Below are 21626 nucleotides of genomic sequence, written 5' to 3'. Positions count from 1 at the left end.
GGCGGGGAGGAGTGATCCTCCCCGCCCCCGCCTCCCCGTCCGCACACCACTCCCCCCCAACGAAGTGAGGCCCTGTTGGCCAGTCCCATCCTCATCATGCGCGACATCGTCAAGGAGTTCGGCGGCGGCGTCCGCGCCCTCGACGGCGTCTCGCTCTCGGTCCAGCCCGGCGAGGTCCACGCCATCTGCGGCGAGAACGGCGCCGGCAAGTCGACCCTGATGAAAGTCCTCTCCGGCGTGTACCCGTACGGCAGCTTCGAGGGCACCATCGAGTTCGAGGGCGAGGAGGCGCAGTACCGGTCGATCAACGACAGCGAGGCCGACGGCATCGTGATCATCCACCAGGAGCTCGCCCTCAGCCCCTACCTCTCCATCGCCGAGAACATCTTCCTCGGCAACGAGAAGTCGACCCGCGGCGTCATCAACTGGAACGCGACCAACGCGGAGGCGGCCAAGCTGCTCGCCCGCGTCGGCCTCGCCGAGAGCCCCGCGACCAAGATCCTCGAGCTGGGCGTCGGCAAGCAGCAGCTCGTCGAGATCGCCAAGGCCCTCGCCAAGGAGGTGAAGCTCCTCATCCTCGACGAGCCCACCGCCGCCCTCAACGACGAGGACAGCGACCACCTGCTCGGCCTGATCGACCAGCTCCGCAAGCAGGGCATCACCTGCATCATCATCAGCCACAAGCTGAAGGAGATCCGCGCCATCGCGGACACCGTCACGATCATCCGCGACGGCCGCACCATCGAGAGCTTCCCGATGGCCGGCGAGGAGGCGTCCGAGAGCCGGATCATCCGCGCGATGGTCGGCCGCGACCTCAACAGCATGTTCCCGCCGCGCGACCCGCAGATCGGCGAGGAGAAGCTGCGCGTCGAGAACTGGACGGTCCACCACCCCGTCGACATCAACCGCGTGGTCGTCGACGACGCCTCCTTCACCGTCCGCGCCGGCGAGATCGTCGGCTTCGCGGGCCTGATGGGCGCCGGACGCACCGAGCTCGCGATGAGCATCTTCGGGAGGAGCTACGGCACCGGCATCTCCGGCCGCGTCTACAAGGACGGCGAGGAGATCCAGACCCGCACCGTCGACGAGGCCATCCGCAACGGCCTCGCCTACGCGACCGAGGACCGCAAGCGCTACGGGCTCAACCTCATCGGCGACATCACCGTCAACGTCTCGGCCGCCGCGCTCTCGCGCCTGGCCCGGCTCGGCGTGATCGACAAGCACCGCGAGTACAAGGTCGCCGACTCGTACCGATCGAAGATGAACATCAAGGCGCCGACCGTCTCGGCCGTCACGGGGAAGCTCTCCGGCGGCAACCAGCAGAAGGTCGTCCTCTCGAAGTGGATCTTCTCCGGTCCCGACGTGCTGATCCTCGACGAGCCCACCCGCGGCATCGACGTGGGAGCCAAGTACGAGATCTACGGGATCATCAACGAGCTCGCGGCCCAGGGCAAGGCGGTCGTCGTCATCTCGTCCGAGCTGCCCGAGCTGATCGGCCTCGCCGACCGCATCTACACCATCTCCGAGGGACGGATCACGGGCGAGATCGATCGCGCCGACGCCACCCAGGAGCACCTCATGCACTACATGACCGCCGGAAAGGAACAGGCCCGATGAGCGCCACGACCACCACAGCGCCGGCGGACACGCCCGCCAACACGCCCTCCACCCCGCCCAAGCGCTCGCGCCGGCTGAACATCAACCTCCGGCAGTACGGCATCCTCGCCGCGCTGGCCATCATCATCCTGCTCTTCCAGGTGCTGACCGGCGGGCGCCTGCTCCTGCCCGGCAACGTCAACAACCTGATCCAGCAGAACGCCTACGTGCTGATCCTCGCGATCGGCATGGTGATGGTCATCATCGCCGGCCACATCGACCTCTCGGTCGGCTCGGTCGTGGCGATGGTCGGCGCCATCTCGGCGATCGCGATGAACAACTGGGGCCTGCCCTGGTGGGCGGCCGTCGTCGTCGCCCTCGTCACCGGCGCCGCCGTCGGAGCCTGGCAGGGCTTCTGGGTCGCCTTCGTCGGCATACCGGCGTTCATCGTGACCCTCGCGGGCATGCTGATCTTCCGCGGCTTCACCCTCGTCCTCCTCACCGGCGGAACGATCAACGGCCTCCCCACCGAGTTCACCGCGATCGGCGCCGGCTGGCTCCCGGGCGTCCTCGGCGGCATCGCCGGGCGCGACGCGCTCACCCTGGTCCTCGGCCTGATCGTCTGCGTCGTCCTCGTGGCCCAGCAGCTCCGCAGCCGCGCGACCCTCCGCCGCCTCGAGCTGCCCCGAGAGCCCATCGGCTCGCTGGTCGCGAAGTCGGCCATCGCCGTCATCGCGATCATGGCCCTCTCCTGGCTGCTCGCCGGCTACAGCGGAACCCCGATCATCCTGATCGTGCTCGCCGTGCTGATCCTCGCCTACAGCTTCGTGCTCGGCCGGACGGTCTTCGGCCGCCACATCTACGCGATGGGCGGCAACCTGTTCGCCGCGATGATGTCCGGCGTCAAGACGAAGTGGGTCAACTTCTTCATCTTCGTCAACATGGGCGCACTGGCCGGAGTCGCGGGCATAGTCAGCACCGCCCGCGCCGGCGGTGCGGTCGCCTCGGCCGGACAGAACTACGAGCTGGACGCGATCGCCGCGGTCTTCATCGGCGGCGCCGCCGTCCAGGGAGGCGTGGGCACCGTCGTCGGAGCCGTCATCGGCGGACTCGTGATGGGCGTGCTCAACATGGGCCTCTCCATCCTCTCGGTCGACGCGGCCTGGCAGATGGCGATCAAGGGCTTCGTGCTCCTGCTCGCGGTGGCGTTCGACATCTTCAACAAGCGCCGCGCCGGCGGCCGCTAGGCGAACGCCGGGCGCCGCCCAGCGGCGCTCCTCGTCCTTCTCTTCTACAGTTCTCGGGCGCGGCTTCTCCTCGGGGGAGCCGCGCCCGAGTGCATCCGAGACCCGTCGGGGTCCAGCGACAGGCAGGCGATCATGGCAGGAGCAGTCGGAGCCTCCAGCAACGCGCTGCTGCGCCGCACGAACCTCGCGAGCCTCGCGACGCTGGTGCACCGCTCCGGTCCCACCAGCCGCGCCGAGCTCGGCCGCCTCACCGGGCTGAACCGCTCCGCCGTCGCGAACCTCGTCGGCGAGCTGAGCGAGCTCGGCTGGGTGGCGGAGGAGACCACCGCGCCCGACGGCCGCATCGGCCGCCCCAGCGCCACCGTCGTCCCCGGCGACCGGTTCGCGGCCGTGGGCGTCCACCTCGACACCGACGCGATCATCGTCGGCCTCGTCGGGCTGCACGGCGAGCTGCTCCGCCGCGTCCGCTTCGACACCCCCAAGCCCGCGAGCCCCGCCACGGTGGTCCGCGTCGTCACCGGAATCGTCGAGGGCTTCCGCTCCGAGCGGGAGTCGCTGCGCACGCTGGTCGGCGCGGGCGTCGCCGTCCCCGGCCTCGTCCAGGCCGACTCCGGCTTCGTCCACCGCGCCCCGCACCTGGGCTGGCGCGACGTCGACCTCGCCACCCAGCTCAGCCGCGCCCTCGATCTCCCGGTCGCCGTCGGCAACGACGCGACCCTCGGCGCCATCGGCGAGTCCCTCTTCGGAGCCGCGCACGGCGTGGCCGACGTCGTCTACGTCACCGGCGGCGCGGGCGGCATCGGCGGAGGAGTCATCATCGGCGGCGTCCCGCTCCAGGGCTCCTCGGGGTTCGCGGCCGAGCTGGGCCACACCCTCGTCGCCACGAACGGCCGCCTCTGCGGCTGCGGCCGGCGCGGCTGCCTGGAGGCCGAGGTCCGGATGCGCTCCCTCCTCGACGTCCTCGGCGCCCGCGTCCTCGACCAGGACGAGCTCGACATCGCCCTGGGCACCTCCCGCGACCCCGCCGTCCTCGGCGAGGTCGCCCGCCAGGTCGACCTGCTCTCGGAGGGCCTGTCCACCTACATCAACCTCTTCAACCCCACCGCGGTCGTGCTGGGCGGCTTCCTCGGCTCGCTGCTCACCGTCGACCGCGAGCGCCTCGCCGCCCGCGTCTCCGCCCGGGCCCTGAGCGACCTCGCGCGCGGCGTGCGGATCGAGCGGGCCGCCCTGCGCTCGAGGCTGGAACTCGTCGGCGCCGCGGAGCTACCCTGGCGGCGGGCGCTGGCGGATCCCGCCGCCGTCACCGGGGGCGCGCAGCCGCCGGGTGGGAGCAGCAGCCGCGAGGACGCCCTGGGCGCCCGCGCCTGACCCCGGCACTCGAGTGCCGGCACCGCGTCGAGGAGGACGAGCATGGCCGACTGGAACGACACGATCATCGAGGAGTTCCGCGCGAACGGCGGGACCGTGACCACGGGCGGCTTCGGGAGGAGCCTCGTGCTGGTGCACCACCGCGGCGCCCGCTCCGGTCAGGAGCGCGTGACTCCGCTGATGGCGCTGCACCCCTCCGACGACGTCTGGCTGCTCGCCGCGTCCGCCGCCGGTGCGCCGAAGCACCCCGCCTGGTTCCACAACACGATCGCCCACCCGGACCTGGCGATCGAGACCCCCGACGACGGCACCGTCGACGTCCGGGCCCGCGTCCTCGCCGGGGAGGAGCGCGACGCCGGCTGGGCACGCTTCACCACCGCCTCCGCCGGCTTCCTCGACTACGAGAAGCGCACCACCCGCACCATCCCCGTCGTGGAGCTCACCCGCCGCTGCTTCGACCTCAACAATGAGACGGTTGGCAAGAAGAAGAATTGATGGATATCAGCTTGTGGGCAGCCTCGGCGTATAGGTGGATCACCACGCCGCCATGGTTCCTTTACTTCCTTCAGGACGAGACGTTTTGGGATTGGTGCAGGCCCGCCCTTGCTGCGCTCGTGACGTTCACGCTCACTCAACTCAATCAACGCAATACAGCGCAGAACCAATTGAGGGCACAGGGCATAGCTGGAACTCTGCAACTTGCACGAGACAAGGAAGCGTGGGAACGGGATAAAATGGCCCGCCTCCGAGAAAGCAACCAAAAAGATATTCGACTGCTCTACGCGCTCTACACTCAAGTTTACCGCGACCTCCTTGCGGCAAGACCCTCACTAGCAGAGACGATCAGAGGTGCGAGTTGGCAGCCTAAATGGAGCGCAATCTGGACTGAGGAGCGAAGCCTTGAGGCCGACGTTCTCGGAGAACTCCTGCTCGACCCTGAAGCAAGATCAAAGCTGAAGAAGATTAATCGGCTCCTCGACGGAGCGGCGGACATCGCTGCCGACACCGGAGGCCGTGCGCCCACATCCGCCATCGACCTTCGCGAGCTGGGAAAGAAACTCACCTCGTCTGCCGTCGACCTACTCGCGGCGTATCTTCGAGGAGAGAAAGTCGGCCACGGCGACGATCCGGCACTGAACACCCTGGAGAACCTTTTATCCGGCGTTGAAGAGTGGGATGCAGCCGAGGAACTTCGACAGATGCAAGCAACAGAAGAAGAAGAAGAAGCAGAAGAAGAAGAAGAAGCAGAAGAAGAAGCAGAAGCAGACGCAGACGCAGAGGCGGCTGAAGAAACGGCGAAAAATATAAAACAAGAAGAATAGAAGCTTTTACAGGCAGAGGGGTACGTTTGGCGGCATTAACAGCACCTCCCCTAAAAGTCACCGTCGGATGAGTACCTCAGACGCGAGATTTGCGCGTAGATTCGCGAAGGCGTGGCCGAGTGCAGGCAACGGCTCAAAGATTACTAGGGGAAATCAGAGATCAATTATTGACCCCGGGTCATCCGCGCTAGGTCAGCGGCACCTTCGCTAGCAGAACCCTTAGCGCAGGCACGGGACCCGAGGCTCAGTCCTGCCGGCAGCTCGAACTTCAGCAAGTACTTCCGGCCGGGAACGGGAGAAGCCCCCGACCGGACATCCGATCGAGGGCTTCTTCTCCGGTTCTCTCGAACCCGGTTCTCATGAACTCTGGTGCGCGAGGGGGGAGTTGAACCCCCACGCCCTTTCGGGCACACGGACCTGAACCGTGCGCGTCTGCCTATTCCGCCACTCGCGCTCACCAGCGGCACCGAAGCGCCGACGAGAAATCGTAGCATCCCCCGGCCCCGGAGCCGAACCGGCACCCGCCGCCCCGGGTCGGAGCTCCCCCGGGAGCCGCCACCGGGCCGTGCCGGTGAGAGCGCGCACACGGCACTCCGGCCGCGAAACCACCGCGGAGGATCGCGCATCCAGACCATCCCAGTAACATGCCCGTAGCCGTGCGCGGCGCAGACCAAGAAGAGGAAGCGGCGACGGGCGCGCAGACATCTCGATCCGTGCGCGACCGCCGAGAAGGCGAAGAACCGGAAGATCGGAAGACTGTGGGCATACTGGACAACTTCGAGAAGGGACTCGAGCGCGTCGTCAACGGCGCGTTCGCGCGGACCTTCAAGTCGGGTCTGCAGCCGGTCGAGCTCGCCTCCGCCCTCCGCCGGGAGCTCGACACCTCCGCCGCCGTGGTCAGCCGCGACCGCATCCTCGTCCCCAACAGCCTGGTCCTGCGGATGTCCGCGACCGACCTCGACCGGATGCAGCGCCTCGGCGCCACGCTGATCGACGAGCTCACCACGGTCGCCACCGAGCACGCCACCAAGCAGGGCTTCCGCTTCCCCGGCCCGATCGACATCTCCCTCGCCGTCGATCCGGCGCTCAGCGACGGCATGGTCGAGGTCGACTCCCGCAGCGTGAAGGGCACCGTCGCCTACACGCCCGTCCTCGACATCGACGGCCGGCGCCACCCGATCACGAAGGCGCGCACCGTCATCGGCCGCGGCAGCGACGCCGACATCACCGTCGACGACTCGGGCACCTCCCGCAAGCACGTCGAGATCCTCTGGGACGGGTCCCGTGCCCAGGTGCACGACCTCGGGTCCACGAACGGCTCCAAGCTCGACGGCCGGCCCGTCACGCAGGCGCCCCTGGCCCCCGAGCAGACCATCACGATCGGGCGCACCTCGATCGTCTACCGCGTCGTGCAGGGCTCCGCGCCCGCACGCACCGACCGCCCGTCGTCCGGCAGGGCAGCCGGACGCGGTTCCGAGGGATTCTGGGACGACCGGCTATGAGCGAGCTCACTCTCTTCCTCCTGCGCATCGCGTTCCTCGCGCTGCTGTGGTTCTTCGTGTTCGGCATCGTCTACGCGCTGCGCTCCGACCTGTTCGGGCAGCGCGTGCGCAAGCTGCCGCCCGGCGCGCAGGCCGCGTCCCCCGAGGCCCCGTTCGTGACGGCGGCCCAGCCCGTGGTCGCCGCGGCCGCCGCGGCTCCCACGCCCGCGCAGCCCGCCTCCCCGTCGGCACCCTCGGCCCGGAGGAGCCGCGAGGCCGCCGCCGAGCGCGCCGAGCAGGGAGGCGCCGCCACGGTCCACACGGCGCAGCGCCTCGTGATCACCTCGGGCCCCAAGCGGGGCACCGAGCTCGAGCTGACCGGCGACCCGCTGACGATCGGCCGCTCCGCCGAGTCGACGCTGGTCATCCGCGACGACTACACCTCGACCCACCATGCGCGCCTTCTCCTCTGGAACGACGAGTGGATGATCCAGGACCTCGACTCCACCAACGGCACCTTCCTCGACGGCCGCCGCGTCGGCGCGCCCACCAAGGTGCCGCTGGACACGCCCGTGAAGGTCGGCACCACCACCTTCGAACTGCGGCGGTCGTAGCGCGTGGCCCCCACTCCGGAGAGCGGCTCCGGCCACGGCGCGGTGCGCGAGAGCGCCGCCGTCTCGCACGTCGGCAGGATCCGCTCCAACAACCAGGACTCCGGCTACGCGGGCCGGCAGCTCTTCGTCGTCGCCGACGGCATGGGCGGTCACGCGGGCGGCGACGTCGCCTCCTCCATCGCGATCAAGCGCATCGCGGAGGCGGACCGCGTCTACGCCTCCACCTACGAGGCCGAGGACGAGCTCAAGCGCACCCTGCTGGCGGCCAACACCCTGCTGGCCGACGCCGTGGTCGACCACCCCGAGCTCACCGGCATGGGCACCACCGTCAGCGCGATCGCCCGCGTCGGCGAGTCGGTGGCGATCGCGCACATCGGCGACTCCCGCATCTACGTCCTCCGCGACGGCCGGCTCGAGCAGGTCACGACCGACCACACCTTCGTGCAGCGCCTCGTCGACTCCGGCCGCATCACGGAGGAGGAGGCGATGACGCATCCGCGCCGCTCCGTCCTGATGCGGGTCCTCGGCGATGTGCACACCAACCCCGAGATCGACACGCTCACGCTCGAGACCGAGCCGCACGACCGCTGGCTGATCTGCTCCGACGGCCTCTCCGGCGTCGTCCCGCACGACGAGATCCTCAAGGAGCTCAGCCGCGACGAGACCGCCCAGCAGGTGGCCGACCGCCTGATCCGCGACAGCCTCTCGCACGGCGCCCCGGACAACGTCACCGTCGTCGTCCTCGACATCCCCGGGGCGGGCGACACCGCGCGCATCCTCGCCCCCGTGGAGGAGCCGGTGGTCGTCGGATCCGCCGCCGCGCCCACGCCCTTCAGCACCGACGACTCGCAGAACCGCGTCCGGATCCCCGGCCTCCGCCTGCACACCCGCGCTCCCGCCGCGCAGGGCCCCACCCACTTCGAGCCCGCGTCCGAGGACTACCTCGACGAGCTGATCGAGGAGGACCGCCGCCGGCACCTGCGCCGCCGCATCACCTGGCTCGTCGGCCTGTCCCTCGTGCTCATCATCGGATTCCTCGGGATCCTCTTCGCCTACGACTGGACGCAGTCGCGCTTCTACGTCGGCACCGACGGGGACACCGTGATCATCTACCAGGGCATCCAGCAGTCGGTCGGCCCGCTCTCGCTCTCGGAGGTGAAGGAGGACACGGGCATCCCGCTCGACTCCCTCCGCGCCTACGACGTCGAGCAGCTGGAGCAGACGATCAGCGCCGACTCCTACGCCGGCGCGGTCGACATCGTCGAGCGCCTCACGGACGCGAACGGAGCACCATGACGGACGCCGCCACGGCCACCGCCCGCCCCGCCCCCGAGCGGCAGGGCTTCTTCCGCCAGAAGCTGCGCAATCTCGAGCTCCTGCTCCTGATCGGCGCATGCCTCATCGACGCCGGCGCGATCGTGCTCGTGCAGCTCGGCGCCCTCGGCTCGATCGACACCACGCTGGTCTCGCTGGGCGCCGGCCTCTCGGCGCTCGTGCTCGCCGTGCACGTCGTGCTGCGCTTCGCGGCCCCGGCGGCCGACCCCTTCCTCCTCCCGATCGCCACCGTGCTGAACGGCCTGGGCGTCGCCGAGATCTACCGGATCGACATCGCCGACGGCGCGACCGGCTGGGAGTCGGTGGCGGTGCGGCAGATCTTCTGGAGCGCCCTGGCCGTCGTGGCGGCGATCGTGGTGCTGCTGGTCATCCGCAACCACCGCGTGCTGTTCCGCTACACCTACGTCGCCGGGTTCGCGGCGATCGTGCTGCTCCTGCTGCCGCTCCTGCCCTTCATCGGCCGCGAGGTCAGCGGCGCGCGCGTGTGGATCGGGATCGGCGACGTGGCGAGCTTCCAGCCCGGCGAGATCGCCAAGATCGCCCTCGCGGTCTTCTTCGCCGGCTACCTCGTGCGCAACCGCGACTCCCTCTCGATGGTGGGCCGCACCGTCCTCGGGATGCGCTTCCCGCGCCTGCGCGACCTCGGCCCGATCCTGGTGGTCTGGGCGGTCACGATGGGCGTCATCGTCTTCCAGCGCGACCTGGGGACGGCTCTGCTCTACTTCGGCCTGTTCCTGGTCATGCTCTACGTCGCGACCGGCCGCACCAGCTGGGTCCTCATCGGCGTCGGCCTGTTCCTCGGCGGCGCGCTGCTGGCGAGCCAGACGCTCGACTACGTGGGCAACCGCTTCGCCAACTGGCTCGAGCCCTTCAGCGCCGAGCGCTACGGGGCGGATCCGGGCGGCAGCTACCAGCTCGTGCAGGGCCTCTTCGGCCTCGCGCACGGCGGGCTGCTCGGCACGGGCCTCGGCCAGGGGATGCCGGATCTCACGCCGGTCCCGCAGTCCGACTACATCATCGCCAGCCTCGGCGAGGAGCTGGGCCTCGCCGGGCTCTTCGCGATCTTCGGCCTCTACCTCCTGCTGGTCTCGCGCGGGTTCCGCATCGGCTTCGCCGGGCAGGACGACTTCGGGCGCCTCCTGGGAGTCGGCCTCTCGTTCGTGATCGCTCTGCAGTGCTTCATCGTCATCGGAGGCGTCACCCGTGTCATCCCGCTGACCGGCCTGACCACGCCGTTCCTCGCCGCCGGCGGCTCCTCCCTCGTGGCGAACTGGATGATCGTGGCGGTGCTGCTGCGCCTGTCCGACACAGTCCGCAGTCAGCCTCGTCTGGTGGTGTGATCCGTCGATGAACCGAGAACTCAAACGGGTGAGCCTCGTCGTGCTGACGATGTTCGTGGCCCTCTTCCTCTCCACCACCACCATTCAGGTGATCCAGGCCGACTCCCTCGACGAGGACGGCCGCAACACGCGGACCCTCTACGAGAGCTTCTCGACCGAGCGCGGTGCGATCCTCGCCGGCGGTCAGCCGATCGCCTCCTCGACGCCGTCGGACGACCTCTACAAGTTCCAGCGGCAGTACGCGAACGGCCCGCTCTACTCCGCCGTGACCGGCTACTTCACTCTGAACCAGGGCACCACCGGCATCGAGCGCACGCTCAACGACTACCTCTCGGGCACCTCGAACTCGCAGTTCTTCGACGAGATCAACAACCTCGTCACGGGCCAGGACCCGAAGGGCGCGTCGGTCGAGCTCTCGATCGACCCGGTCGCCCAGCAGGCCGCCTTCGACGCGCTCGGCGACTACACGGGGGCCGTCGTCGTGACGGAGCCGGCCACCGGCCGCATCCTCGCGATGGTCTCGAAGCCCACCTTCGACCCCACCGCGCTCGCCTCCCACGACACCGACGACGTCCTCGCCGCCTACCGGGCGCTGAACGACGACTCCTCCGAGCCCCTCGTGAACCGGGCCATCGGCGGCTCGCTCAACCCGCCCGGCTCCGTCTTCAAGCTCGTCGTGGCCTCGGCCGCCCTCGAGTCCGGCCGCTTCACCGCCGACTCGAGCTTCCCCAACGTCGAGTCGTACACGCTGCCCGGCTCCTCGTCGCAGGTGATCAACTCCGGAGGCGGTCTCTGCGGCTCCGGAGAGACGGTCACGCTGGCCACCGCCGTCTCGCTCTCCTGCAACGTCCCGATGGCCGAGATGGGCGTGCAGCTGGGAGCGGACGCGATCCGCTCGCAGGCCGAGAAGTTCGGCTTCGACACCGAGCTCGAGATCCCGATGTCGGTCGAGGCGAGCACGTACCCGACGAAGACGGACGACGCCCAGACGGCCCTCACCGCCTTCGGGCAGTACGAGGTGCGCGCTACGCCGCTGCAGATCGCCATGGTCTCCGCGGCGATCGCGAACGGCGGCGAGGTGATGCAGCCGAACCTGGTCGACTCGATCCGCTCGCAGGACCTCAGCGTGCTGCAGCAGTTCCAGGAGAAGTCGCTCGGCCGGGCGGTGAGCACGCAGACCGCGGACGCCGTCGAGGCGATGATGGTCGCCAGCGTCCAGGGCGGCGCGGCGACGAATGCAACAATAGGGGGCGTCACTGTGGCCGGTAAGACCGGTACCGCCGAGAACGGCGGGGACGACCCGTACACCCTCTGGTTCACCGGCTTCGCGCCTGCGGACGACCCGCAGTACGCCATCACCGTGCTCGTGGAGAACGGTGGAGGGCTCGGCCAGACCGGGTACGGCAACCTGATCGCCGCACCCATCGGACAACAGGTACTAGAGGCGGTGCTGAACAAATGAGACCCACGACAGGCCTCACCTTCGGGGGACGCTACGAGCTGCAGTCCCGGATCGCCATCGGCGGCATGGGAGAGGTGTGGCAGGCGACCGATCTGGTCATCGGCCGCACCATCGCGATCAAGATCCTGAAGGACGAGTACCTCGGCGACCCCGGCTTCCTCGAGCGCTTCCGCGCCGAGGCCCGCCACGCGGCGCTGGTCAACCACGAGGGCATCGCCAACGTCTACGACTACGGCGAGGAGGACGGCTCGGCCTACCTGGTCATGGAGCTCGTCCCCGGCGAGGCGCTCTCGACCGTCCTCGAGCGCGAGCGCGTCCTGTCGACCGACAAGGTCCTCGACATCGTCGCGCAGACCGCGCTCGCCCTGCACGCCGCGCACGCCGCGGGCCTCGTGCACCGCGACGTGAAGCCGGGCAACCTGCTCATCACGCCGGACGGCCGCGTCAAGATCACCGACTTCGGCATCGCGCGCATCGCCGACCAGGTCCCGCTGACGGCGACCGGGCAGGTCATGGGCACGGTCCAGTACCTGTCCCCGGAGCAGGCGAGCGGCCAGCCCGCCTCCCCCGCCACCGACATCTACTCGCTGGGCATCGTCGCGTACGAGTGCCTGGCCGGGCGCCGCCCCTTCACGGGCGAGTCGCAGGTCGCCATCGCGATGGCGCAGATCAACGACACCCCGCCGGAGCTGCCGGTCACGGTCGCGGAGCCGGTGCGCAACCTCGTGTACTCCTGCATCGCCAAGAAGCCGGCCGACCGCCCCGCCACCGCCGCGCACCTCGCGCGGGCGGCCCAGGCGCTGCGCTCGGGCGACGTGCGCGGAGCGGCGCTGGCCGTCCCCGCGGTCCTCAGCGACCTGCCCGCGACGCAGGCGACCACCGTCCTCCCCTCCAACCAGGGCGCGACGCAGGCGACCACGGTGCTGCCCTCCGGCGCGCCCGCGGCCGCGGCCGCCGCTCCGTTCGTGCCGATCGAGGAGCCGCTCGAGGCCTCCGAGGAGCCGCGCAGGCGCAGCCCCTGGACCTGGCCGCTGATCGCCCTCATCGTGATCCTCGCCGTCGTCATCGCGGGCACGATCTTCGCCCTGACGACCGGCGGGAGCAGCGACCCGGCCGCCTCCCCCACCGCGACGACCAGCACTGCCCCGTCGCCGACGCCGTCCGAGACTCCGAGTCCCACGCCGACGCCGACCTCGAACACGGTCGTCATCGACAAGGCCGACTACGTCGGGCGCTCCTTCGACGACGTCGAGACCGAGCTCGAGGCCCTGGGCATGGGCGTCCGCCGCGCGGACGGCCCGAGCGCCCCCACCGCCGAGCAGGTCGGACTCGTCGAGGACGTGAACCCCACCGCGAACGTGGTGAAGGGCACGACCATCGAGGTCTCCGTCTTCACCGAGGTCGCGACCCCGGACGCACCGACCGCCGTGCCGACCGTCACCCCCGCCGCCTCCAGCGTCGAGGCGGGCGCGACGTTCAACGTCACCTGGAGCAACTACAACCAGTGCCCGAGCGGAACCTCCGTGAGCGGTTACCGGGTGACCGCGACCGGCGAGGGCGCGAGCGTGACGAGCACCAACCCGTCGAACTCGACGACCGCGACGATCCAGGCCGGCACCACGGCGGGCACGATCGACGTCACGTACACCGTGCTCTGCGGCGAGTCGGAGTCGGCGGCCTCGCCCACCCTCTCCGTCACCGTCGAGGAACCGGCTCCGACCCCGGCGCCGACCCCCACCTCGAAGGCCACCTCGACGCCCACCCCCTCCGAGTAGCGGCGGCGCGCCGGGCCGGGGCACCGCTCCGGCCCGGCGCCTCGCGGCCGTCGCGTCGCGCCCCCGCCCGGAACACCAGGGGCCCATAGGTACACTTGCCGTGGCTCCTCGGGGCCGCACCACACGGAAGTACAGGGCGGGAGCGTGCGCGTGACGGATGAGGGTCGCCTGATCGCGGGACGGTACCAGGTCGGGCCCCGGCTCGGCCGCGGCGGGATGTCCGAGGTGTACCTCGGCACCGACACCCGGCTCGGCCGCACCGTCGCCATCAAGGAGCTGAAGCTCTCCCTCTCCTCCGACTCCGCCTTCCGCCTGCGGTTCCGGCAGGAGGCGCAGTCCGCGTCGCGCATGTCGCATCCCACGATCGTCCGGGTCTTCGACGCGGGCGAGGAGGTCTCGCTCGACGACAACGGCGCCGAGTCGCGCCGGCCCTTCATCGTCATGGAGCACATCGAGGGCCGCCTCCTCAAGGACCTGATCGCCGAGGGCCCCCTCGACGTGGACGAGGCCGTCCGCATCACGGAGGGCATCCTCACCGCCCTCGAGTACTCGCACCGCGCAGGCGTCGTCCACCGCGACATCAAGCCCGGCAACATCATGCTGACCCCGTCGGGCCAGGTGAAGGTGATGGACTTCGGGATCGCCCGCGCCGTCTCCGACTCCGCCGCCACGGTCGCTCAGACCACGGCGATCCTCGGCACCGCGGCCTACTTCTCCCCCGAGCAGGCGAAGGGCGAGCAGGTCGACGCCCGCAGCGACCTCTACTCCGCCGGCATCGTGCTCTTCGAGCTCCTCACCGGCCGTGCGCCCTTCCGCGGCGACACCCCGGTGGCCGTCGCCTACCAGCACGTCAGCGAGACGCCGCCGGCGCCGAGCTCCATCAACCCGGCCGTCACGCCGGCGCTCGACGCGGTCGTCGCCCGCGCGCTGTCGAAGGACCGCTACGAGCGCTTCCAGGGAGCTGCGGAGTTCCGCGACGACCTGCGCGACGCCGCCGCGGGACGCCTCCCCGACCACCGCCCGATCGACGAGCTGACCACCTCGCTCTTCGCGGCCCGCAGCCAGGGCGGAGTCAACGACTCCGAGCTCGCCCTCCGCCAGCTGGCCGAGGACAACTCGATCGTCCGCACCCAGCGCCGCCCGCCGGTCCTCTGGATCTGGTCCTCGATCGTCGTGCTGGCCGTGATCGTCGCCGCACTCGTGATCTGGGTGCTGACGCTCCAGCCCGCGTCGACGCTGCCGTCGCAGTCGCGCGAGGTCCCCACCCTCACCGAGACCACCTACGACAGCGCCCAGTCGACCCTGACCGAGCTCGATCTCGTGCCGAGCCAGGTCGCGGAGTACAGCTCGACCGTCCCCGAGGGCGAGGTGATCCGCACGGATCCTGGCTCGGGCACGATCGTCGCGCCCGAGACGGTCATCCGCATCGTCGTGTCCCAGGGCCCCCAGCCCGTCGCCGTGCCGGACACCGTCGGGCAGAGCCTCGCCGAGGCCATCGACGCGCTCACCGCCGTCGGCTTCGTCGAGGGCTCCCAGACCCGCGAGAACTCGCCGACCGTCCCGGGCGACGTCGTGCTCTCCGCCTCCCCCGGAGCGGGACAGCAGGTCGCCCCGGGCACGCCGGTCGACCTCACGGTCTCCTCCGGCCAGGTCACGCTCCCCGACCTCGTCGGGACGTCCCTCAGCAGCGCACTGGCCACCCTCGCCTCCGAGAAGCTGCAGCTCGTGGGGGTCGAGGTCCCGGACGAGACCTGCGACGCGACCCGGGCGAACCCGCCCATCACGACCCAGTCCCTGGCTCCGGGCGACGTCCCGCAGGGATCGACCGTCCAGCTCGGATACTGCGCGGGCTGACCCGGCCTGCAGCCCGCTGCGGCTGCGGCGTCGGCCGACGGTGCCCGGTGGAGGCCGGGTCGCTGCTCTGCGCGCCGAGAAGGGCTCGTCCGGACGTTGCTCGTCGGGTTCGATGCTCCACGGGGGCCGACGGCCCCGAGCTGAACGGCTAGGCCCTGCGCGCGTCGGCGAGCGGGGGCTGGAGCAGCACGACCTCGCCGGCTGCCGATCCATCGGCGGGGCGCGCGATCCTGCCGCGGATGTCGCTCGGGGTGAGCCCCTCGCGGCGCTTGAGCGCACGGCGGAGGTGGTCCGCCGAGGAGAATCCGGACGCGGCGGCGATCGCCTCGAGCGGGACCTCCCGCGGGCGGCGGCGCAGGAGCTCCACGGCGCTGGCGACCCGGGATCGCTCGATCTCGCTCGCGACCGTGGTGCCCGCATCCTCGAAGAGCCGCTGGAGGGAGCGGGTGGACACGTTGACCGCGTCGGCCACCGCCTCCGGAGTGCAGCGCGGCGTGCGGTGCGTCCGGTCGATGACCGTGCGCGCGCGCCCGAGCGTGGCGGCTCGCACGCTCGTGGTGCCGGGCTGCGAGCTCGCCGCCGCGAGGAACGCGCTGGTGAGGAGCTGCTTGACCACGTGGGCGAAGCCGGTGACCTCGCCCTCGCCGGGCAGCCCCGTCCCCGACTCCGCCGCGAGGGCGAAGGCGGTCGTGAAGGCGTACGCGGCGCGGGTGGACCGGGCGTCGGGGTCGAGCGCGTAGACCGGGGCCGACGTGTCGAAGCCGTAGCGGCGCATCTCGTCGGCGCGCAGCGAGAGGTGGAGGATCGTGGCCGGAGTCGTCGACTCGGTCGTGAACGTCGTCGTCCCCTGCTGGTACGAGATCGAGCCCGGACGCAGCAGCACCGTTCGGTCCGGGGCGACCATGCGCACGAAGCCGTCGATGAGGAAGCTGAAAGTGAGGAAGGAGGTGTCGTCGGCCGGCCACGTCCCGCGGAGGACGCGCAGAGGCGAGACCGTCATCAGCACGACGCTCAGATCGGCGGTGCCGAATCCCGAACCGGTGATGCTCGGAACGGTGCCGGGTTTGACGACGATGCGCGGTCCGAGATTCTCGAGCTCTCGGATTCCCGAGAAAGCCCAGGAGATCGATGCGACCATCTGGTCCCCCCGGACTTCTCTTGTGGCGCCGACCCCCTGTCGACGCCCTCTGATTATGCAGCGAAAAGGGGCCGCATCCTCCGCCGGGAGCCCGTCAAATCCCGCCACCTGATCGGGGGGTGCGCAAGGGGGTGGACAAGGTCACGCTCATACCCTGTCGCGGCGTTCTCCTCCGCCCGCCGTCATTTAGCCGTCAGATGGCGGATTTCTACGTGAGAACGCACTCAGGGCGGCATCCCCGTTCGGGGGACGGTGGTCGCTGATCATTCTCAATGCTTCCGACTCGATAACGAGCCCGATAAGCCCGGCGAATTCCGCCTCATCGAGCCGGGATCGAGAGTCCGGGCGTGTCGTCGGCCGATACGGATGCTCCGCCCGGCCTCACCTCGCGCAGCCAGTTCTCGAGAAGGCGCCGCCCGCCCTCGGTGAGGACCGACTCCGGATGGAACTGCACGCCCACGAGCGGAGCACTCCGGTGCCGGACGGCCATGACCACTCCCTCCGGTGTCCGCGCCGTCACCCGCAGCTCCTCGGGAAGGCTCTCACCGTCGACCGCGAGCGAGTGGTACCGCATCGCGGCGAATCCGGAGGGCAGGCCGTCGAAGAGCGGATCTCCGTCGTGGAGGACCGCGGACGTCCGGCCGTGCAGCAGCTCCGGCGCCTCCGTGACGCGGGCGCCGAGAGCGTGGGCGAGCACCTGGTGGCCGAGGCAGACTCCGAGCAGCGGCCGCCCGGTCGCCTCCGCCCGCTGCACGAGCGCCGTCGACGCGGGGACGTCCTCGGGGCGGCCCGGTCCGGGTGAGACCAGGACTCCGTCCGCCTCCTCCGCGAGAGCCAGGAGCGCCGTCGTCCCGAGGTCGTCGAACTCGACCACGTCGACCTCGGCACCGAGCTCGCGGAGATACGAGACGAGCGTGAAGACGAAGCTGTCGTGGTGGTCGACGACCAGGATCCGCGGGGCCGCGCCGCCGGTCACGAGCCGACGGTCACGTTCCGGTCGAGCACGAGCGACTGCACCCAGGGGAACACCCACTCGTCGAGCGCGACCAGGACCGCCGCGACGAGGACGAGGACGATCAGGAGCCGGACCCACCACGGCCCGGGCAGAAGCCGCCACAGCGCTGCGTACACGGTCAGCCCTCCTGAGCCAGCGAGGCGGCGATCTCGGCGGGGGCGCCCGCGGACCGCGGCTGGAACGAGTCGAAGACGCCGTACGCGATGATCCGCTCGGCCGTCGAGTAGAGCGGGTTGCAGCTCGTCAGCGTGATCAGGCGGTCGGTCGGAGCCGCGTCCGGAGTCCACGGAACCGGGTCGATCACCTGGACGTCGGAGGGCTGGACGTACTCGAGGTTGCGGAAGCGGTAGGTGTACCAGCCGTCCGCCGTCTCGATGTAGATCGGGTCGCCGAGCTGGAGCTCGTCGATCAAGTGCATGCCTCCGCCGTACGCGCTGCGGTGCGCGGCGAGCGCGAAGTTGCCGGCCTGGCCGGGCATCTGCGTCCCGGGGTAGTGGCCGATGCTCCCCTCGTCGAGCACGTTCTCGGCGTCGATGCCCTCGGCGATCGTGCGCACCCACCCCTCGCCGTAGCGGGGGATGTAGAGGTTGCCGAAGGAGGTGTCGAGGGCGGCGACCGACGCGACGACCGGCTCCGCCGGGGCGGCCTCGGTCGGCTGCGGGGCCGGCGAGGAGTCGCCCCAGGTCTCGCGGAGCTCCGCGGCCTGCGTCGTCTGCCGGCCCGCGATCACCGCGTCGTTCCACCAGAGCTGCCAGGCCAGGAAGAGCAGGACCAGGACGCCGGCGGTCATCAGGAGCTCGCCGACGACTCCGAAGAACGAGAGTCGTCGGACCGGGCGGGCCCTCCGTCGCTTCGCTCGCGGCCGCAGAGCCGCCCCGTCGGGGTTCTGGGCGGTCATGCGACGAGTCTAGGCGCGAGCCGTGACCGGCTGTGGCGCATGATCCGGACCTGTGGAGAGCCCTCCCGAGTCGCCGCCTGAGGAGGGCCGATGGGACCACTCGAGCGCCTGCACCGGCCGCTCCGCGAGTCCGCACAGCACCCGCGCAGCCCCGGTGCTCCCGGCCCGGAGCCTCCGCCAGGTACAGTGGTCGGCATGGCACGAGCGACGAAGAGCCCGAAGCCCGAGCGCGACGAGGCCCGGACCGGCGAGAACGCACCGAATCCGGTCTGGTTCAAGCCGGTGATGTTCGGCTTCATGCTGCTCGGACTCGCCTGGATCATCGTCTTCTACGTGAGCCAGGGCACCCTGCCGATCCCCGATCTCGGCAACCTCAACATCCTGATCGGCTTCGGCATCGCGTTCATCGGCTTCCTGATGACGACGCGCTGGCGCTGAGCCTCCCCCAGTCGTGAACGACGCCCCGTCCGGTCCGCCGACGGGGCGTTCGTCGTCGGTGGAGCGTCTGCGCACCGCCGGCTGCGTCTTCGCCGAGGAGGAGGCGGGCCTGCTCGAGGAGGCCGCCGACTCCTCGTCCGACCTCGAGCTGCTGCTCCGACGCCGCGAGACGGGCGAACCCCTCGAGCAGATCCTCGGCTGGGTCGCCTTCCGCGGCCTGCGCGTCCCCGTCGCACCCGGCGTCTTCGTGCCCCGCGTGCGCACCGAGTGGCTGGTCGACTGCGCCCTGGAGGTCCTCCCGGACGGCGCCGTGGTGCTCGACCTCTGCTGCGGATCCGGCGCCCTCGCACGGTCGATCGCGGAGGAGCGGCCGGACGTCCGCCTGCTCGCGGCCGACCTCTCCCCCGCCGCCGTCGCCTGCGCGCGCAGCACGCTCGCAGGCCGCGCCGACGTCCACGAGGGCGACCTCTTCGACGCGCTCCCCCGGAGTGAGCGCGGGCGGATCGACGTCGTGGTCGTCAACGCCCCCTACGTCCCCACCGCGGCGATCGCGCTCATGCCGCCGGAGGCCCGGGTGCACGAGCCGATGCTCACGCTCGACGGCGGGTCGGATGGGCTAGCCCTGCACCGCCGTATCGCTCAGGAGGCGGGGGCGTGGCTCGCACCCCACGGCGTCGTCGTGATCGAGGTCGGCGCGGATCAGGCCGCGGCGAGTGCCTCGGCGTTCCAGGCGGCCGGGTTCGCCACCTCGCTGCACCGCGACGACGACCGTGAGGCGACGGCCCTGGTGGCCGTCCGCCGGAGAACTACACCGCTGTAATTATCCCCAGCTGTGGAATCTCCTGTGGAGAACTCCGCGGTCCCCGCCGCGCTGGCCTGCTCGAGGTGAGGAGGGCCCGGATCCGCACCAGTCCGCCGGTCCTCGGACGCGCCGCCGTCCCCGGATCGTCCTCCCGAGGAGGACACCCGGGACGTTCTCCCCAGTGTTAACAACTCTGTGGATAACTTCCTCCCCACCTGTTGAGAGCACCTGTGGACAGCGGTGGAGACGGTCGCCACGGGAACGACGAAGCGGCGGGCCCGGGAGTGCGCGAGGCACTGCCGGACCCGCCGCTGCGGGAGGGGGAGGGATCAGCCGAGGACGTAGGCGCCGGCGGTGATCGCGACCAGTCCGACTCCGATGAGCCCGACGAGGAGGTTCTGCGTGCGCCGCTGGGCGCGCTGCCGCGTCTTCGTGAAGACCAGCCCGATGAGCGCGCCCGCCACCAGACCGCCGACGTGCGCCTGCCACGCCACGTTCATCCCGGGCAGGAAGCCGATGACGAGGTTCAGTCCGACCAGCACCAGCAGCTGCGACGCCTGACCGCCCAGGTGCCGGAGGATCACCAGGTACGCGCCCATCAGCCCGAATATCGCACCGGAGGCGCCGATCACCGGGGTCAACGGGTTCGCAAGGAGCAGGACGCCCACCGATCCGGCGAAACCGCTCAGGAGGAAGAGGGTGAGGTAGCGCCCGCGGCCCAGCATGCGCTCGAGCACCATGCCGAACACCCACAGCGTGTACATGTTCAGCACCAGGTGGAACGGGATGACGATGAAGAGCGACGTGCTGTGGAGGAACACCGAGGTGAGCATCCGCCACGGCTCGAAGCCGGCGCCGAAGCCGGGGAGCGTGTAGGCGGGGGCGTACAGGAGCGCGTTGACCGCCGGCCCGCCGACGAAGGGAAGGATCTCGACGATCCACAGCACGATGCAGAGCGCGATGATCGCGTAGGTCACCGTCGGCTGGTCGGCACGGGTCATGGCCCGCACGCGGGAGAGGAGGGGACCGCGGGTGCGCGGTGCGGTGGCGCGCTGCTGCGCCATGTCGTCCGGGCAGATCACGCCGACCGGAGCGGGCGTCTGGCACTCGCCGCAGATGGTGCGGCCGCACCGCTGGCAGCGCACGAAGCTCTGCCGGTCGGGGTGTCGGTAGCAGGAGTAGGTGCTGCTCGGCGGGACCTGGGTCACGGACGTGCCTCCGGGGAGAACGAGGGCCGGGCCCTGACGGACCCGGCCCTCGAATGAGTGGTGGATGAGGCGATCAGACCTCGGTGATCTCGACGCTCTCGATCACGACGTCCTCGAGCGGCTTGTCACGGCCGTCGGTGGGAACAGCCGAGAGCGACTGCACGAGCTTCTTCGACTCCTCGTCGGCGACGGCGCCGAAGATGGTGTGCTTGCCCTGGAGCCAGGTGGTCGGCGCCACGGTGATGAAGAACTGCGAGCCGTTGGTGCCGCGGCCCGCCTGCTTGCCGGCGTTCGCCATCGCGAGGATGTAGGGCTGGGTGAAGTCGAGCTCCGAGTTGATCTCGTCGTCGAACTGGTACCCCGGGCCGCCGATGCCCTGACCGAGCGGGTCGCCGCCCTGGAGCATGAAGTCGGGGATGATGCGGTGGAAGACGGTGCCGTTGTAGAGCGGCTCCTTCGTCTTCGCACCCGTGGCGGGGTGGGTCCACTCGATGTCGCCGGTCGCGAGACCGACGAAGTTGCGGACCGTCTTGGGAGCGTGGTTCCCGTAGAGGTTGACGACGATGTCGCCCTTGTTGGTGTGGAACGTCGCGACTGCGGTGTGCAAAGGCATGCTCGGATTCTCGCACAGCGCGTCTGTAGGCCCCTGCAACGCCCGGTGTCAATGCGCTGGGTGCGCGATGCGGACGCCGATCGATGAGTGGCAGTATTGAGGCGTTCGCTGCTCGTAGCC

Annotated in this window: 20 protein-coding genes and 1 tRNA gene; 14 read left to right on the top strand and 7 right to left on the bottom strand. The window is 70.3% G+C overall.

Features of this window, described 5'->3' with window-relative positions:
- Positions 1 to 96: 96 nt before the first annotated feature.
- From mmsA to C5C36_RS17475, 5 genes are all read left to right on the top strand, one after another.
- Complete coding sequence (gene mmsA / locus C5C36_RS04275) at positions 97 to 1617, top strand: multiple monosaccharide ABC transporter ATP-binding protein (RefSeq protein ID WP_104222653.1); 1521 nt, start codon at positions 97 to 99, stop codon at positions 1615 to 1617.
- Positions 1614 to 2843 carry a multiple monosaccharide ABC transporter permease gene (mmsB, locus tag C5C36_RS04270; protein WP_104222654.1) on the top strand — a complete coding sequence of 410 codons (1230 nt, stop codon included), beginning with the start codon at positions 1614 to 1616 and terminating at the stop codon, positions 2841 to 2843. Before mmsA ends, mmsB begins: the two co-directional genes overlap by 4 nt.
- Before the next feature lie 132 nt (positions 2844 to 2975).
- Positions 2976 to 4211: an ROK family transcriptional regulator gene (locus C5C36_RS04265; protein WP_104222655.1), complete on the top strand. Its 1236-nt coding sequence runs from the start codon at positions 2976 to 2978 to the stop codon at positions 4209 to 4211.
- Between the two features lie 42 nt (positions 4212 to 4253).
- On the top strand, positions 4254 to 4706 hold the full coding sequence (locus C5C36_RS04260; RefSeq protein WP_104309314.1) for a nitroreductase/quinone reductase family protein: 453 nt from the start codon (positions 4254 to 4256) through the stop codon (positions 4704 to 4706).
- Positions 4706 to 5533 (top strand): hypothetical protein, encoded by an 828-nt coding sequence (locus C5C36_RS17475; RefSeq protein WP_181133772.1) that lies wholly within the window; start codon positions 4706 to 4708, stop codon positions 5531 to 5533. Before C5C36_RS04260 ends, C5C36_RS17475 begins: the two co-directional genes overlap by 1 nt.
- Positions 5534 to 5900: 367 nt before the next feature.
- Here C5C36_RS17475 and C5C36_RS04250 read toward each other — a convergent pair.
- A tRNA-Leu gene (locus C5C36_RS04250) sits at positions 5901 to 5987 on the bottom strand.
- A 304-nt stretch (positions 5988 to 6291) separates the two neighbouring features.
- Between C5C36_RS04250 and C5C36_RS04245 the strand changes: the two genes are divergently transcribed.
- The 7 genes from C5C36_RS04245 to pknB all read left to right on the top strand — a co-directional run bounded on the left by C5C36_RS04245 (position 6292) and on the right by pknB (position 15394).
- Positions 6292 to 7035 carry a DUF3662 and FHA domain-containing protein gene (locus C5C36_RS04245; RefSeq protein ID WP_104225775.1) on the top strand — a complete coding sequence of 248 codons (744 nt, stop codon included), beginning with the start codon at positions 6292 to 6294 and terminating at the stop codon, positions 7033 to 7035.
- Positions 7032 to 7628, top strand: a complete 597-nt coding sequence (locus C5C36_RS04240; protein ID WP_104222659.1) for an FHA domain-containing protein — start codon at positions 7032 to 7034, stop codon at positions 7626 to 7628. The genes C5C36_RS04245 and C5C36_RS04240 overlap by 4 nt, the downstream gene beginning before the upstream one ends.
- A 3-nt stretch (positions 7629 to 7631) precedes the next feature.
- Positions 7632 to 8924, top strand: coding sequence for a Stp1/IreP family PP2C-type Ser/Thr phosphatase (locus C5C36_RS04235; protein ID WP_244229533.1), 1293 nt, complete (start codon positions 7632 to 7634; stop codon positions 8922 to 8924).
- On the top strand, positions 8921 to 10303 hold the full coding sequence (locus C5C36_RS04230; protein WP_104225777.1) for an FtsW/RodA/SpoVE family cell cycle protein: 1383 nt from the start codon (positions 8921 to 8923) through the stop codon (positions 10301 to 10303). Before C5C36_RS04235 ends, C5C36_RS04230 begins: the two co-directional genes overlap by 4 nt.
- Positions 10304 to 10310: 7 nt before the next feature.
- Positions 10311 to 11765 (top strand): penicillin-binding protein 2, encoded by a 1455-nt coding sequence (locus C5C36_RS04225; protein WP_104225778.1) that lies wholly within the window; start codon positions 10311 to 10313, stop codon positions 11763 to 11765.
- The gene (locus tag C5C36_RS04220) at positions 11762 to 13540 is read left to right on the top strand and encodes a protein kinase (protein ID WP_104273226.1); all 1779 of its coding nucleotides are present in this window, start codon (positions 11762 to 11764) and stop codon (positions 13538 to 13540) included. Before C5C36_RS04225 ends, C5C36_RS04220 begins: the two co-directional genes overlap by 4 nt.
- A gap of 150 nt (positions 13541 to 13690) precedes the next feature.
- Positions 13691 to 15394, top strand: coding sequence for a Stk1 family PASTA domain-containing Ser/Thr kinase (gene pknB, locus C5C36_RS04215; RefSeq protein WP_104222663.1), 1704 nt, complete (start codon positions 13691 to 13693; stop codon positions 15392 to 15394).
- A 148-nt stretch (positions 15395 to 15542) separates the two neighbouring features.
- Here the strand turns inward: pknB and C5C36_RS04210 are convergent, their stop codons facing one another.
- The 4 genes from C5C36_RS04210 to C5C36_RS04200 all read right to left on the bottom strand — a co-directional run bounded on the left by C5C36_RS04210 (position 15543) and on the right by C5C36_RS04200 (position 18445).
- Entirely contained in the window at positions 15543 to 16532 is a 990-nt protein-coding gene (locus C5C36_RS04210) for a helix-turn-helix domain-containing protein (protein WP_104273227.1), read from the bottom strand.
- A gap of 319 nt (positions 16533 to 16851) precedes the next feature.
- The gene (locus C5C36_RS04205) at positions 16852 to 17508 is read right to left on the bottom strand and encodes an aminodeoxychorismate/anthranilate synthase component II (RefSeq protein ID WP_104309312.1); all 657 of its coding nucleotides are present in this window, start codon (positions 17506 to 17508) and stop codon (positions 16852 to 16854) included.
- Positions 17505 to 17663: a hypothetical protein gene (locus tag C5C36_RS17470; protein WP_167299010.1), complete on the bottom strand. Its 159-nt coding sequence runs from the start codon at positions 17661 to 17663 to the stop codon at positions 17505 to 17507. The genes C5C36_RS04205 and C5C36_RS17470 overlap by 4 nt, the downstream gene beginning before the upstream one ends.
- Positions 17664 to 17665: 2 nt before the next feature.
- Complete coding sequence (locus tag C5C36_RS04200) at positions 17666 to 18445, bottom strand: class E sortase (RefSeq protein ID WP_104232997.1); 780 nt, start codon at positions 18443 to 18445, stop codon at positions 17666 to 17668.
- Positions 18446 to 18640: 195 nt separating this feature from the next.
- On the opposite strand from C5C36_RS04200, the gene C5C36_RS04195 reads away from it, so the two are divergent.
- Entirely contained in the window at positions 18641 to 18883 is a 243-nt protein-coding gene (locus tag C5C36_RS04195) for a cell division protein CrgA (RefSeq protein WP_104222667.1), read from the top strand.
- Positions 18884 to 18896: 13 nt separating this feature from the next.
- The gene (locus C5C36_RS04190; RefSeq protein ID WP_181133771.1) at positions 18897 to 19703 is read left to right on the top strand and encodes a putative protein N(5)-glutamine methyltransferase; all 807 of its coding nucleotides are present in this window, start codon (positions 18897 to 18899) and stop codon (positions 19701 to 19703) included.
- Between the two features lie 311 nt (positions 19704 to 20014).
- On the opposite strand, the gene C5C36_RS04185 is transcribed toward C5C36_RS04190, so the two are convergent.
- Both C5C36_RS04185 and C5C36_RS04180 read right to left on the bottom strand, forming a co-directional pair.
- Entirely contained in the window at positions 20015 to 20893 is an 879-nt protein-coding gene (locus tag C5C36_RS04185) for a rhomboid family intramembrane serine protease (protein WP_104222668.1), read from the bottom strand.
- Between the two features lie 73 nt (positions 20894 to 20966).
- Complete coding sequence (locus tag C5C36_RS04180) at positions 20967 to 21506, bottom strand: peptidylprolyl isomerase (RefSeq protein WP_104222669.1); 540 nt, start codon at positions 21504 to 21506, stop codon at positions 20967 to 20969.
- Positions 21507 to 21626 lie beyond the last annotated feature (120 nt).

Origin of the sequence: Rathayibacter sp. AY1G1, assembly GCF_002932095.1 — a bacterium.
In the GTDB taxonomy this organism is placed as follows: Bacteria; Actinomycetota; Actinomycetes; order Actinomycetales; family Microbacteriaceae; genus Rathayibacter.
This window is presented reverse-complemented; position numbering and strand designations above follow the sequence as displayed.